The sequence below is a fragment of the Algibacter marinivivus genome, assembly GCF_003143755.1.
Lineage (GTDB): Bacteria > Bacteroidota > Bacteroidia > Flavobacteriales > Flavobacteriaceae > Algibacter_B > Algibacter_B marinivivus.
This window is the reverse complement of the sequence record NZ_QFRI01000001.1, coordinates 1,160,435-1,175,852: the sequence shown is the minus strand read 5'-3', so window position 1 is coordinate 1,175,852 and position 15,418 is coordinate 1,160,435. Positions and strand designations below refer to the sequence as shown.

Genomic DNA, 15,418 nt, shown 5'->3' with positions numbered 1-15,418 from the left:
GTCTAAAATTTATAATAATTGATTTTCTTTTTCGCTCGTTTTGCTGAACGATACGTATTGTTTGGACACTGATCATTATTTTCAACTAGATCTACAATTCCTAATTGGTATTTATCATCTTGTTTCCAACAAGCATTTGACGTTTGATACCCAAATACAACACCGTCATTAAAATAAATCGTTTTCTCCTCTATTTTGTTTTTGTAAATTTTTAGAGCATAATTATTAACACCTATTTGTTCCAAAAAAACTTCTTCTCCATGACTTAAAACATCGCTTGTTTCTTGATTAAAAACCACTGAAATTGTAGTGATGATGTGTGCTTCAGTCTTATTTTTTAAAAATTGAAATATGTCTTTATTGTCCTTGTCATTAAGTGTGTTTAAAATTGCAATGCGATCCGCTATTTCTAATTTTAAAAATTTTGGTTTCGTTTTAATTGAATCTATATAATTTACGACAATGGTTTTATTCTGAAATGGTTTTGCTTTTTGATATATCTTAAATGTGGATGTGTTAAAATCAACTAAACTTACTTGAACCTTTACTTGCTTCTGGTATTTAGGCAATGCAGTATGGTTATAGTCTTGTTCCAATAAAAATTTCTTTTGTTCGCCAACTGTACCTAGTTGAATATTTTGTGTTGTGGTTTCTTGAAACTCTTGGTGTACGGAAATAGATTTACAGCTTAAAAGGCAAGTAATAGTTAGTAGTAAGAATATGTATTTATTCATTAAATCTGTGTCTTTTTTTAAATCTCTATTTATTATTTTCAGTTTAAATCAACTAGCTACATTTTCAAGGTAAAATGTCCTCGATAAGTCTTACCATTTTGTCGTTCTAAAACAAACCAATAGTCATTTGAAGGTAATTTACTTCCATTAAAAGTACCATCCCAACCAATATCTATCGGACTCAATTGTTTTACCAATTTCCCATACCTGTCGAAAATGTAAATTTTGTTATTTGGCTCTCGTATAGAATTTTCCAATTGCCATGTGTCATTACAACCATCATTATTTGGTGTAAAAAATCTTGGATAATACAATAAATAAATATCTTCGGTTGCAATACCACAACCTCTTTTATCTCTTACATAAACCGTATATTCATCAATAAAAAGATTCTTGAACTCATTTGAATCTTGATAGATGATATTATCCAGAGAATATTCGTAATCACCATTACCCTCAACAAAAACAATAATAACATTATCATCCTGTGTCCAATCTACAGTTTCAATATTTGTAATTGTCGCAATATTAGATTCAACAACAGTTAATGTTTTTGAAGCCTCGCAACGCAGTGTTCCATAGATATTAGCAACTGTTATTTCATAATTTCCAGGAGCATCTACTGTTATAATCTGACTTGTTTCCCCTGTAGACCATAAATATTCGTCATAACCAGCATCCGCAATTATTTCTACAGTATTACCTTCACAAATAGGCCATTGATCATCCATTAGCAATACGGGCTGTTCGTTAACAATAATTTGAAACGATGTTATGGTATAACAGTCTGTAAAATTTTTATTTTCTAGTCTTACATAAATGGTTTGTGGATTCTCTGTATTTGTAAAACTCAGGTCTAACTCATTGATGTCTGTTTCAGCATCTGTTAATGATAAGTGATATGATATCGTATTATCTATCGTTGATTGTCCATTTAAAACACTCATATTTTGGTTACTTAAATCAAACGTTTCAAATCCATCATTAGTTACATCATCACAGACAGAAATATTTTCGGGTTTATTCACTATCGGTAAATAATGAACGCCCAACTCAAAAGATGTCAGGTCATAACAACTTGTATTGCTACTATTGTGAATTCTAGCGTATAGTGTTTGAGAGGTTGAATTAACCACATGACTATTTGGTAATGCATTCATATTATTTTGAGCATCTGCCATATTATCAAAATAAAGCACTTCAAATGTTGAGGACAATTGTCCGTTTAATATTTGAGAATTGTAATTAGAAAGTGTGAACATCTCCTCGCCATCATTACTCATGTCATCACAAACAAAAACATCCATAATTGGGTTTGCTATAGGTTGTTCATTTACTATAAAATCAATAGTCGTTTCATCGTAACAAATGGCACTCAATTGGTTTTCAACTCTAACATATATTGTTTGAGAAGGCGTTGTGAATGGATTAGGCAAAGGACTTACTAAGGTGTTTCCATCTGAATCGAAATAGAAAACATTCATTCCTGTTTGTCCATTTAAAACGGTTGCTTCAATATTTGAGGTGTCAAAAGCAAACTGCCCATCATTGTCTGTATCACACGCTATAAAATCTAGCACTGTATAAGCCACTGCAGCCGCATCAACAGTAAATACAATTTGTGTTTCATCATAACAAGCACCATTTGGGTCTTGGGAAGTTGAGTTTATAAGCCTTGCTGTAATAGTATGAGATGCTGTTAAAAATGGGTTAGGTAACGGGCTTGATAAAGCACTGCCATTCTCATCAATATATTCGGTAGTAATGTTCGTTTGACTACCAATTAATAAAGATTCAATAGCAGAGGTGTTAAAAGCATACATACCATCTCCATCATCATCGCATTGTTTTTCAACACTAACAGGGTTTGCTACTGGAACAGTTTCTACATGAAGTGTTATATGGTGCCCTAAGCCTAAACAATCATTATCTAGAGCACTATCTATTCTAACAAAAACATCTTGAGTATTTGGATAATCTAAATTCTCATAACTAGCTATATCAATTATTGGATTAATTTCTGTTAGAGCGTCAGATTGATTGCGATAATAACTAATATTAAGTTGTTGTCCTAAAGGGAATAGAGTTTCTATTTCTGTATTCACAGAACTTAAATCAAAAGTAGCAATACCATCTGTAGTGTCTGCGCCATCATCGCACTTATAAAAATCTCTTGTGTATGTATTAGGTATTTGTGTGGTAGAAACAACCAAATTAATTTGAGACGTTCTATAACATTCATTAGTGTTTTCAACCCTTGCCCATACAATATCTATACTTACTGTTTGATTAAGATAAGCTGTATCACTGACAATCGGGTTATTATCACTCTCAGCATCAACCTGAGACTCATAAAAGGTAATCGTTTCATTCAAATAATCTGTTGATAATTCGGCATACACTTCGGTTAAATTAAACACACTAAAACCATCTAAATTATCATCACATTGTCTAAGTTCTACCAAAGGGGTAACTGTTGGCAACTCATAAATAGTAATATTTTTTGTGTCAGACGATACTTGACTTCCAATAGTTACTGTTAAAGTAACAGAATAATCTCCTGGAACAGAAAAAACGTGTGTTGGGTTTTCTAGAACAGAAGTACTACCATCTCCAAAATCCCATAATAAGCTATCGTAAGTTTGAGAGATATTAGCATTAAATTGTGTACTATCTCCAAAGCATAGGTTTTCAAATTCAAAACCTATGTAAAAAAAAGATTGAATAAAAGTTGGTAAACCTAAATCAGATTCTCTACCGCCTAAAAACAAACCTTCATAATTATATCCACATCCTATACCTACTACATTTGGGTTTTCTATAAAATCAACATAAGGTTTTTCTTGTCTAGCGACATAAATTTTACCATCAGGTGCAATTTGCATGGAGGCAAAACCCTCATTAGAAACTGAAATTAAAGAAACTTGGGACGCAATAATATCAACTAATGTTCCTGCTTGTAAATTATATTGATACACACCACCATAAAAAGCAACATAAAGTAAATTTCCATTTGCTGAGAATTCTATACCATAAGAATTAACCGAACCACTATCTATTGTTTGAGCATTAGTAATTGCTCCTGTAACATTATCAAAATCAAATAGCTGAACTTCTCCACCACGAGCAACTGCTAGCCTTGAATTATCTGGAGAAATTTTAATTTGACCACCTATATTAAAAAAACCTGTTTGCGCCCCAACTGCACTTACAACTGGATTAAGATTAACTCCAGAATTTGTAACCTCAAAAGCTAAAAATTCATCAGAATTATGTCTATGAGAAACTATCCAATAACCATCCTCAGAACCATTTATTATAGCAGTCACTTTTTCATTAACTGGAGTCTCCATAGTTATGTTTTTAAGGTTGGTAACATCCCCTAGACCACTTTCTAGTGACATGTCAACTTCAGAATAACTCAATCCATTAGAGTTGTTATTATTCCAAGGTGAATCTACTGTAAAAATGTAATACAGATCTGCTTCTTGGGGTTTTGGTACTATAATAGCTGAATGTGTGCTCGAGAAATTTCCTGAAAGCCCATTACCATTAGGCATTACCATATGGTTTTTATTGTATACTGTTACCCCGTCTGTATAAAAAAGCAGATTTCCATTACTATCCGAAATAGTAGCACAACCTTCATTGGTATTTAGCGCACCATCTAATAAAACTACTGGAGAACCGCTATTAAAATCTAAGCCAGCATGCTCACCAAAGTACCAAATATTAGCTTCTTTTTGAGAATAAGCCAGTGTTGTGATTATGAGAAATATAAAACTCCATCTTTGCATTACTCAAATCTAACATTTTTTACAAATAAATAAAGAGATTTCTTTCAAAAAATGCTTTATTTGCTTTTAATTTTCGATAAACTACTAATTTGCAAAATTATACGATTTCTTTTCTAATACATTACCATAACCATCGGTAATATAATCTACTCGACCTTGCGTATCATAATGAATATAAGATTCCTCTTTTCGGTCATCAATTTGATTAATTACTCGCCCTGTATCGTCATAAAACGTTAAACTTATCATTGCGTTGGGTAAACGATCATATAACCTTGATAGGTGATCTTTTAGGGCTTCATCATTTAACATTTGTAATTGTGCATACGTAACATCTAATTGATTGATGACATCTTGATACTCGGCATTAGATATTTCGGCTACTTGGTACAAATTATCATAACCATATAAAATTGTATTATATAATCCTTTACCATTATTATTTTCCAACACATTTCCTGTTGAATATTCCACTAAAGAAAACTCACTATTTAACCTCATATTAGCAGTTGTAGGTCCTGACCATGTTTCTTTAATATAAACTTTACCAAAAAAACTAATCCATTTAGATTGGTTTACACTAACAGTTTGATTATTGATTTTTGAGGCAATCTCATATGGGAACGATAGCATATTTTTATCCAAAACAAAAGTATACTCTTGATGTGCATATCGTGTTTCTTGTTTAACCGATTCTCCCAAACTATTTGAAGTAGTTGATGATACTTTCTGTCCATAAGAGTTATATGTATGAGTTGTTTCAGATACTATATCATCTGTATTAAAAAACACTTCTTCTTTCTCAGAAATTGACCTCACATAATAACTATTATAGAATGAATAACTCCCATTAAAAAAAGATTTATTGTTCTTTTCCCAAACAATAGTGTTTTTTTTAATGATGTTATTATTAGAATCTTTTGTTATGACCTCTAAAGGCAAACCCAACAAACATAAATTTACACTACCATTATCAAATTCTTTTATAACTTTTCCAATATTTCCTGAACCTAATCCTTGATTTTGCACAATAACCTCACCATAAAAAGTAGAGCTATTATCAGGTAAAGATTTTGGATTATTATAGTTATAACTTACTTCTCTAATTGATCCATTATCATCATCAATATCAATTCTACTCACAACAATATCATAAACCCCATTATTAACCTTATCATCTATCACTCTATACAAAAGCCTGTTAGTTGAAGTTAAACTTTGTAATTGCTGATTTGTAGTATTATAATCAACCAGACTAATAGAAGTCGTAGACATAAATGGGGTATAACCTCCAAATTTCTGACTTACATTCTTTGTATAAAACCAACTGTTCAATAGAGTAACATATTTTAAAACACCATCATTCTTATCAACATAATAAAACTTACCTCTCTCAGTAAAATCAGTAGGCGTTCCTGTCTCTTCAACAAAAGTATGACTTAATCTATCAGAATAAGCATAACCTGTATCATTTTGTAAAGTTCCTATTTCTATGAAATCAGCGCTAGATTCTCCTTGAGTATCTCTTTTAAAAAACTTTCTACCCACAATCATAAACTCTGAATTAATTGGGCTAAAAGGCGCAGGATAGTTAGCTGTGCCATGAAGTAAACGATTAACATTTAATGAACCTGAAGACCAATTATTAGTATTAGGGTTATAAATATAATAGTCTCTACTCGTTGAATTACCGTAGTCCACCAACGAAAACATATCAACTCCAAATTCCAAGTGCGAATAATCATCTGGATCAAGGGGTGTTATTTTACTCCAACTAACACCATTAAATCTAGCCGACTTATATGGTCTTTTGGTTATATGTCCATATAACGTAAACATACTATTAGTTACTGGCTGTATAGGGTTTAAATCGTTATATGAACCTAATTCATTATCTACATTAGTTAAATTATAATCAATATTCCACCTTAAAAAAAGTTCATTATTATCTTTAGCCACTAGTCCTGCAATAGAATTATCAGCATAAAAAGATGCATTCCCTGGATAAGTATTTGATATGGAAATATTGTTGATATATGGATCAGCAGCAGCAGACCAAGATTTAGTTTGCCAAGTTTTTTCAGCATCCAAATAATGAATATAATAATGATCTGAATGATTAACTCCCGTAACCATATCGACACCACTGCCATTCTGTTTTTCATCCAACGATAAAATAAAATTATTTTGAGCTGTTAAATAATATTCACCTTGACCCTGATCAATATGTTTGTATTGCCAAGATGTACCATTCCACAAATAAGTGTATATTTTACCATCATATTTTGCGCCTAATGCTGCAAAATTATCTCCAGATACAAATCGAGGGTCACCACTTCCCATTACTCGATTAAGTGCCGTATAATCATGCCATGTCCTACCATCACTATTCATATGAAATAAGTAAACATCCGAATCTGACCCCTTATCATAAGCAAAACCATAAAAATCTTTATTTAAAACTATATGAAAATCTATCAAGGTATCCCAACTTGTTCCATTTCCCCATGATTCTTCAATTAAATGCGGGAAGGTAAATTCATTATGTTCCCAGGATTCTCCATTCCACCAAAATCTAAATATTTTAAATCTGTATTTATTTCCTGTTACAGGATTTGTGGTTCTTAAAAGATATAATGTATAATTATCTTTAACAACCCTACTGTGTAGACCATAACCTGAAGGCCAACTTACAGACGATGCAAATTTATTAGCTGTATTATTGAATAAAAACTTATTCTCATAATTATATGTTACAGCCCCTCCTGTTGGATATGTGATTTTTTTTATACCACCCTTAAAAGTCCCTGAATAATGATAATCGAAAGTTTGTGACGGTGATGTTAAGGTTTGCCCACCATCATTGTAAGTTGTATTAGTCAAAGTAGTTAAATATCTTTTTTTATTTAACCCAGATCCGTTTATTGTAAATCCTAATTCATTTTTTATTATTAATTCGTTTTCTTTATTATAACTAGATACACTTTGTAAAAACTTTTTTTCATAACGCTCTTGATAAGCATCTGGTTCAGAAGCTTCTTTATTAGGTTCATAAAACTCATCATTAGCCTTAGTACCATAGGTTAGCTGTATACTAGTTCCTTTTGAGGAAGTTATACTTGAAAGATATGCAGCCTCTGTTTGCTCTTTACCAGACATAGTTTGAAACACCTTATTGTATGTAAATGTTAAATAATCATTCCATTGGTTTTCAATTTTATATAAATTCCAAACTATAGTTTGTCTAGCTGCCGCAGATGAGTATTGCTTAGAACTCCCTATCCAATTACCATATCTCACTACAGTTTCGTTACAACTGTAAGAGGTATTACCAAAAGTATAAACCAACCCATCTTCTTTAGTAATTTTCCAATAATCAGCCGTACCATCTATACCACTGTAAAAGAATTCTATTATCCAAGGCACGTATTTTTGTGCTTGAAATTTCCAAACACTTCCTGTAGTATTTGAGCCTCTATCAATACAAATTAGTTTTGTATTCGTGCCTTGGTCCTGTAAATAAAAATCATCGTCATCTCTTGTTCCTGTGTTTTTATTATCTACAATAATTTTAGGAATACTAGCATTCCAACCAACACCAGCAACACTTGTAGGGCTATATTTGTTAGTTTGTTGTCCATTCTTAAAAGCAACATGCCCGTTATAGGCTAAATTGATTCCATAAGATATAGAACCTGCGGAAATTGAAGCCATAGGTGCTGAGAATACAACTTTACCTGTTACTTCGTTTACACTGCTTTGTATCATACCCTCTATACTACCGCTAGATTGGAAAGTAGAATTTGATGGAGCACTAACATCAAAGCCTTCTTGGGAATAGCCTTTTAAAGTTAATAAAAATAGAATTACAATAGTGAGTTTTTTAAGCATCATATAAATTTATATTAATTATCAAATCTTATCAAATCGTTTATACTTTTATCTATATCTTTAAGTTTAGATTGAACTAATAACTTTTCCGCATGCATTTTATAAAAGGTTGAAAAACTTATATTAGCTAAACGATTATATTTATAATATGCTTTTTCACAATCAAAACCAACTTGCCATATTTGATCTTTTTTATCAATAAGAATTGGATAGTAATACTCTGATATTAATGGAGATTTATACTTAATTAATGCCCATTGAGAAGAGAAATTCAATTTTATATGTTCTCCCCAACAGAAAAACCAATAGATGAAAATATTATCAGATTTTTCAGATTTTTTCATAACAACATTTGTGAGATATTCAATACTTTCATATGATCGAATATCAATTATAGGATTATTTATCAATTCAAACATTTGAATCAACTTAAGTTTTCTATCAAAATTAATATCAAGTAAAAAATCTTGGTAGTTATTAAAAATACTAGTTTTAAAAGGCATATTTTTTATTTATTTGATTTCAAATTTTACAATTTACAAATAAAATACTATCTACTTGTTGCTTTAAAAGTGATATCTAAACTACCAAGTTTCCCGCTAAAATAAGGCGTAAGTCTTTGATAATCATTCCCAAAAAAGGTTACAGTTGTTTTAACACTTGGACTTACTTTGACACCTGCAGTAGTAGCCAAATAATAAACACCTCTTCCCCCCATTGAATGAAAATCAACTATATTTCTTAATAAAAGTTGCTGTTTTAATATTTGTCCATTATTACTTGAAGCTGACAAATACCTACCTTCATTCATTGCTTTAGCTTCTATCATTCCTGTAAAGGCATAAGTTCCTGTAACGTTTCCTTCCAGTCCCACAAGAAAATCAGGAACAGTACCTCCTAAAATAGTATGCTCAGGTAAATTACCGCCAGGTAATACAGTCAAACCTTCATCTGTGAAATATTTTGCTACTAATAATTCAAAAGCAAGGCCAACTTCTTGATCTGAACAACTTATACATAAACCTAGGGATCTCAGAGCTCTTTTTAGTCTAGCCTTTGTCAATCGATACTCAGTCTGATGTGCCGCATGATTGAACCATGATATTACAAGTCCTCCAGTAAAACCCTCAGTGAAATCTCCACCTGTTATTTCAGAAATAATCCCTCCAGACAATGCTGATACACCAATTTGAGCTCCAGGTCTCCAATCTGACGTTAACGATGATAAAAAAGAAGTTCCAACGCCAATACCAGCTCCAGTAAAGAAGTCACCACCTTGCGCAAAAGAAAAACTTCCTTGAGACACACCATGTAATCCAGCACTAACCAGAGACTTTGTACCAAAACTAGTTATACCTGAAGTAAGCTCTCCAATACCATAGCTTACAGCTCCACTTAATCCACCAATACCAGCTCCAGTTAATATATCACCAAAATCTGCCCTTGGGTTTTGAATTGCAGTATTTGCACCACCTATAACAGCACCTGCAATAATTGGCACAAACCAAGCTAGTTCACCATCAGGGTCAATAACCATCACTGGGTTATTCCCCATAGCCAAATAAGGGCTTCCAAATTGATTTTGAGGATCTGTATTAAACCAACGCCCAACAGAAGCATCGTACATACGGCTACCAAAATCATACATATTATAATTTCCAAAATCCAATTCCTCTTTACCTTGAAGTTTATAATTGTAATTTGAACCCGCAGACGAAATAAACTCTCCGTTATGTGTAAGCCCCATAACATAATAATCAGTATTAGAAAATATCTCATTTATTGGATTAATAGCTCCACTATTATCAATGTCACTAAAACTAATACGATTATTCCCTAAATGATCTTTAATTTGATAAACATATTTAAATGTACTACCGTCTTTATAGGCATAACCTTCTGCGGTTGGAAAAAATTGCAACTGTGTGTTGGTGTATTGAAAACCACCTATGTAATCAATAGTTGTAGTTCCTCCAAAGAGAGGAATATTTTTCATTTGTAATTTAGTTCCTGCAGCATCATAGGTGAATTCTATCTTTTTACCATCTCCAAAAGTTACTCGTGTTACTAAATCTAGATGGTTGTATTCAATATTTGTTATATTTTTATTGAGGTCTTTTATTAAATTACCATTAACATCATAATCATAATCGCCTGTAGAGGTTCCTGTTGTTCCATTGTTAAAACCATCGGTACTATTTGATGTATCATTTATAGCTAATAATTGGTTTCCATTATCGTAAGTATAATCTAGATTATCAATAATGGTATTGGTTTGGTTTTTACGCGCTAAACCTTGTATATTACCATTGGCATCATACGATAAATTATAGGTTTCAAATCTACCTGCACCTCCAGTTAAACTACTATTTTCACGATAAATAGATTTTGAAAATCGATTGAGTTTATCATACTCAAAAGCATACGATTTCTTTAAATTGTTTTTTGCAGATTTCCATATAATTTGCCTAATATTCCCGTTGTATTGGTTGCCTACAGAAGCGGTTCCCTCTATGGCATCATTATATTTTAGAGTATAGGCAAACATATCTAAGCCCAAATTATTAACATCATTAACTTTAGATAGCCAACCTCTTATATTATAAGTGTAATCTATATCTTGAAGCCCGTCACCTAATGATTTAGTTTCTAATTGCCCTAACTCATTATATAAGTTTTCGGCAATAAGCTCTTCTGCTTGTGTATTAATTTTTTGAAAATGTTTTTTAGGACGTTCTACATGATCATATTCAAAACGGTCAACAATTTTTAAATTGGCACTAGGGCTAGAGCTCCTTTTATGATCTGTTTCTGATAAAGTTAATTTACCTCTAAAATCTAATTCTGATTTATTATAGGTATAACCTCCTAAATGGTTTTGCTCATGTACATAAACTACTCTTCCTTTTTTATCATAATAGGTGTAATTTTTTGCCCAAGTTGAGCTACCAATTGTTTTTGCCCAAGTTGCTGTAAGTAATCCTTTTGTTCTGGTTGAAACTTGTTGCCCTAAAATATTTGATGGCGTTACTGGTTTACTAGAATCAGTAAAATTATAATTATCATAATAATTTACGGTTAACGTTTCTAAACCACTGTTAGGGAATGCATTGTTTGAATAATTTATAGACACTCCCCCAATGCTAGAAGTAGATGAAGTTCGAGATTCTATATTAGATTTATTGGAACTTGCATTAATAAAATTATCTACTTGACTCTGTAAACTTGATTGAGATGCAAAATGTGTACTTATACCAGTGTAAACTACTCGACCAAAAGCATCATATTTATTAAATAGCCACTTATTTTCTTGTCTTAAAAGCGCATCTTGTGTTAGTATAGGGCGATCCAATTGGTCATATACCATATATTCCCATCCTTTACCCGGTACTTTTTGTTCTATTTGTCTATTAAATTCATCGTATTTGTATTGAAATGCTAAATTATCAATGGCATCTTCATTATAAAAATTACCTTCTAAAACACTTCCAGAATTTGTATCAACTGTATTTACCTTAAAAGGTGTAGTTGAGCTACCAAAATCTGTACCTACAATAAACTCTACAAACAAATAACCATTTTGTATTGAGTATTCATATCTGGTTTTTGTTGGATCACCAGAGTCAACAGTACCTATAGGGTCTCCTGGTATTGATGGGCCACCGTTTTTGGTGTCATAAACACTAAATAAATATTTTTTGGGTAAATTAGAATCAATGGGAATTGAAACAATATTACCTTGTTTTAAATAAGCACCATTACTACCACCCCAAACAAAAGGGAAACTTAGATTGAAATCTAAAAGTAGTCGGTGAAAGTCTAAAACGCTATTATACTCTAATTCAATATTAACATCTCCGCTACCAGTAACTGTAGAAGGATTATCTACAAATAGCGTCCAATTAAAAGTTAAATCAAAAGGTGTATACGTCACATCCGAAGAAAAAAGTTTTTCAAACGCTTTAGGTGGTAATACATATCTTAAATTACCTGTATTATCATAGACGTAATATGTGCTGAGTTTTTTTACTGAACCACCATCATCTTCATAACTAAACTCAGCTACCTTCCTACCATTCTTGTCTGTAAAAACCTCTTTAGTATTTAAAAGACCGTCACTAGAACTCCAATTCACGTTTTTCACAACGTTTTTTAACAACTCCCCTTTTTGATAATTTGATACTTGAAAAGTCTTATCGGGTTGATTTACTATTTCAAACAACCTAACTTCTGAATAATCATTAACATCATAATCATATTTCGCTGTATGATCCGTATCTGAATTACTAATCAGTTCCCAAGTGTTTCCTGGAGCTGAGGACTCTAATTTTCTATTTAATGGCGAACTATCATACCTTACTTCTGCAAATGGATGTTGATCTGTAAAATTACTTTGATAGTAACTCAATATTTGTGATTGCGCATTATTAATATAATTCCCTGTATTCTGAGTAGTGGGTAATGCTAGATATTGTTTTGTAGTTCTTCCAAATTCATCATATTCTATATGCTGAACAATATCTTTTTGATTTGTACTTTGTTTTACAGCAACTTGTTGTTTAGCTTTCCCAAAGCCGTCAAGGTAGGTGATATTTTCAAGTTTTTCAACTGAAGCTGTATCACCCCCTAATTTTAAGCTAACATAATCAATGTAAAAATAAGTATCAGAATTTGTATGTGTGTTCTGCTTATCAATACGAAATATAATACTGTTCCCATTAGCAGCCATGGTATGACTATATTCATGAATACCTGTTTGAATATTACCATCTTTCACATTCCACGCCACAGTATTTCCATTAGAATCCAATTCTTGAAGATACAGTCTCACATTAGCTAATGTATTTCCTTTGTCGAAAATTAATTTAATACGCAGAACCTCACCTGCTTTAGTCCTAAAACCATTTATATAATGCTTAACCCCTTCCCAAGAGCTATTTACATTGACTTTAAGCCTATCGCTCTCTAATGAATAACTAACACTTCCATTTTGTTGCCAACCACCAAAACTAGATGTGAAATCACTTTCTACAATAACAGATTCCAAAAATTCTGTAGTTTTTACATAGTTCTGGTTAATAGACTGAGCTCCAACTTGTAAAACAAATAAAAGTTGAAAAACGACAAGGAAAGAATATAACTTTTTCATTAAAAAACGATATTTACACCCAATAAAACTAGAAAAAAATCATTCTCACTTGAATAAAAACACCTTACAATAAGTAATTATAATTCTTACCATATGTAAGTTATTTTTTTCAATTAAAAATATTACATTTGAGAATCTCTTAATAACAATAATTAATAGCTGTTTTATTTTTAATTTCAAATAATATCAATTATTTATGACTAAATTTATTCGAGTATTACTCATTGATGACCATCCAATTATTATAGATGCTTACAAAAATTCACTTGAGCAGATAAACGCACTTAATAGTGATTTAAAATTTATAGTAGATTCAGCCACATGTGGTGATTCAGCTTTATCCAAATACGAATTATCCTTGAAAAACAAACCCTATGATTTGATTTTTGTAGATATAAATCTTCCTTCAAATATTTCTAAAATTACATCTGGAGAAGTGTTAGCTAGCATCTTTAAAAATTTAAGACATAATGTTAAAATTGTAATAATAACAGGCCATTACAATGCGCTAAAGTTTTACAACATTCTCCAAAATATTAATCCTGACGGATTACTTTATAAAAGTGATATAGGTATAAAAGCTATAACTAAAGTTGTTGAAGATGTGATTAATAATGTACCTTACTACAGCACCTCAATATTGCAATTACTTAGAAAAAATATTTCAAGTAAAACTACACTGAATAATATAGACAAACTGCTACTTTATGCTCTTAATAATGGGAGTAAAATGAAAGAACTAAAAGAGTTATTACCGCTGTCTCAAGGTGGTATAGAAAAAAGAAAAAGAATTTTAAAAGAAGTTTTTAAAACACAAAAGCAAGACGACAAAGCGCTTTTAAAAGCTGCTGAAGAGAATGGGTTTTTATAAAAACACTTCTTACAAAAAGTAAGTTTATCACTTACAAATTGTAAGACATGATTATTAACTGTTGCTTTTGTAGTTTCTTATATTGCTTAAAATTCATTTTTAATGAAAGTATCTGGTTATAATCTCCAAGAAGTTCTGATTGTGTTAGTAATAATTGGTATTCTATTACTTTTAGCATTACCCAATTTAATGCCTTTAATTAGTAAAGCTAAAAGCACTGAAGCTCAACTACAATTAAGTCATATCTATAATTCACAAACAACCTATCGTTATATGTACTCTAAATATTCTACTGACTTTAGTGAAATAGACTTTGAGGCCCCAAAAACTGTCAATGAAAATGGTAGAGCTAATTATAGTTATGAGATTTTAAGTGCTACAAACAACAGCTTTATAGCCAGAGCGACAGCCATAACCGATTTTGATGGAGATGGCGTGTTTAATGTTTGGGAAATTGATGAAAATGGAGCGCCAAAACAAATCCTAAAAGACTAATGTGGTTGTTTTAAAAATTCTTCTATTAACTTCTTTTGTTATGGTATTTCTACAAGACATTAAAGAACGCAAAGTGTATTGGTTTTTGTTTCCAGTTATTGGGATTTGTTCTGGAATGTTAATGTATCTAAACACTTTCTCTCAATTATTTTATACAACAGTAGCTATAAATCTGATTTTTGTAGGCTTATTAATTGGCGTAGTATTTTTATACTCTAGGATAAAGCTTAAAACGTCTGTGTCAAACACTTTTGGATTAGGAGATGGGTTACTGTTTTTAGCATTAGCATTTAGTTTTTTTAGTGTGTCCTTTCTAATATTATTTGTGTTTGGATTATTGTTTTCGTTAGTCTTGCATCTTTTTATAAAACAAAGAACGAAACAAGAAACCGTTCCATTAGCAGGTTATTTAAGTCTGTTTTTTGCTATAGCATATATTTCACATTGGTTTGGAATTCTAAAATCAGTATACACCATTTGA

The 15,418-nt window shown here is 31.4% G+C and carries 8 protein-coding genes; 3 read left to right on the top strand and 5 right to left on the bottom strand.

Going from position 1 to position 15,418, the window contains the following annotated elements; translation table 11 throughout:
• Positions 1-2: 2 nt before the first annotated feature.
• From DIS18_RS05405 to DIS18_RS05385, 5 genes are all read right to left on the bottom strand, one after another.
• A complete protein-coding gene (locus DIS18_RS05405; protein ID WP_109351990.1) occupies positions 3-734 on the bottom strand; it encodes a hypothetical protein in 732 nt (243 codons plus the stop codon).
• A gap of 56 nt (positions 735-790) precedes the next feature.
• Complete coding sequence (locus tag DIS18_RS15090; protein WP_109351989.1) at positions 791-4,531, bottom strand: T9SS type B sorting domain-containing protein; 3,741 nt, start codon at positions 4,529-4,531, stop codon at positions 791-793.
• Positions 4,532-4,615: 84 nt separating this feature from the next.
• A complete protein-coding gene (locus DIS18_RS05395; RefSeq protein WP_146191802.1) occupies positions 4,616-8,422 on the bottom strand; it encodes a hypothetical protein in 3,807 nt (1,268 codons plus the stop codon).
• Between the two features lie 14 nt (positions 8,423-8,436).
• A complete protein-coding gene (locus DIS18_RS05390) occupies positions 8,437-8,925 on the bottom strand; it encodes a hypothetical protein (RefSeq protein WP_109351987.1) in 489 nt (162 codons plus the stop codon).
• Between the two features lie 47 nt (positions 8,926-8,972).
• Complete coding sequence (locus DIS18_RS05385; protein ID WP_109351986.1) at positions 8,973-13,571, bottom strand: DUF6443 domain-containing protein; 4,599 nt, start codon at positions 13,569-13,571, stop codon at positions 8,973-8,975.
• Positions 13,572-13,767: 196 nt separating this feature from the next.
• Here DIS18_RS05385 and DIS18_RS05380 point away from each other — a divergent pair, with 196 nt between their 5' ends.
• The 3 genes from DIS18_RS05380 (at position 13,768) to DIS18_RS05370 (ending at position 15,418) form a co-directional block, all read left to right on the top strand.
• Positions 13,768-14,442, top strand: coding sequence for a response regulator (locus DIS18_RS05380; protein WP_109351985.1), 675 nt, complete (start codon positions 13,768-13,770; stop codon positions 14,440-14,442).
• Positions 14,443-14,544: 102 nt separating this feature from the next.
• Positions 14,545-14,937: a prepilin-type N-terminal cleavage/methylation domain-containing protein gene (locus DIS18_RS05375; protein ID WP_109351984.1), complete on the top strand. Its 393-nt coding sequence runs from the start codon at positions 14,545-14,547 to the stop codon at positions 14,935-14,937.
• Between the two features lie 40 nt (positions 14,938-14,977).
• Positions 14,978-15,418, top strand: coding sequence for a hypothetical protein (locus tag DIS18_RS05370; RefSeq protein WP_109351983.1), 441 nt, complete (start codon positions 14,978-14,980; stop codon positions 15,416-15,418).

Excerpts from the sequence above, each read along its gene's own strand:
- DIS18_RS05405 (WP_109351990.1), bottom strand. The coding sequence starts at position 734 with ATGAATAAATACATATTCTTACTACTAACTATTACTTGCCTTTTAAGC.
- DIS18_RS15090 (WP_109351989.1), bottom strand. The coding sequence starts at position 4,531 with ATGCAAAGATGGAGTTTTATATTTCTCATAATCACAACACTGGCTTAT.
- DIS18_RS05395 (WP_146191802.1), bottom strand. The coding sequence starts at position 8,422 with ATGCTTAAAAAACTCACTATTGTAATTCTATTTTTATTAACTTTAAAA.
- DIS18_RS05390 (WP_109351987.1), bottom strand. The coding sequence starts at position 8,925 with ATGCCTTTTAAAACTAGTATTTTTAATAACTACCAAGATTTTTTACTT.
- DIS18_RS05385 (WP_109351986.1), bottom strand. The coding sequence starts at position 13,571 with ATGAAAAAGTTATATTCTTTCCTTGTCGTTTTTCAACTTTTATTTGTT.
- DIS18_RS05380 (WP_109351985.1), top strand. The coding sequence starts at position 13,768 with ATGACTAAATTTATTCGAGTATTACTCATTGATGACCATCCAATTATT.
- DIS18_RS05375 (WP_109351984.1), top strand. The coding sequence starts at position 14,545 with ATGAAAGTATCTGGTTATAATCTCCAAGAAGTTCTGATTGTGTTAGTA.
- DIS18_RS05370 (WP_109351983.1), top strand. The coding sequence starts at position 14,978 with ATGGTATTTCTACAAGACATTAAAGAACGCAAAGTGTATTGGTTTTTG.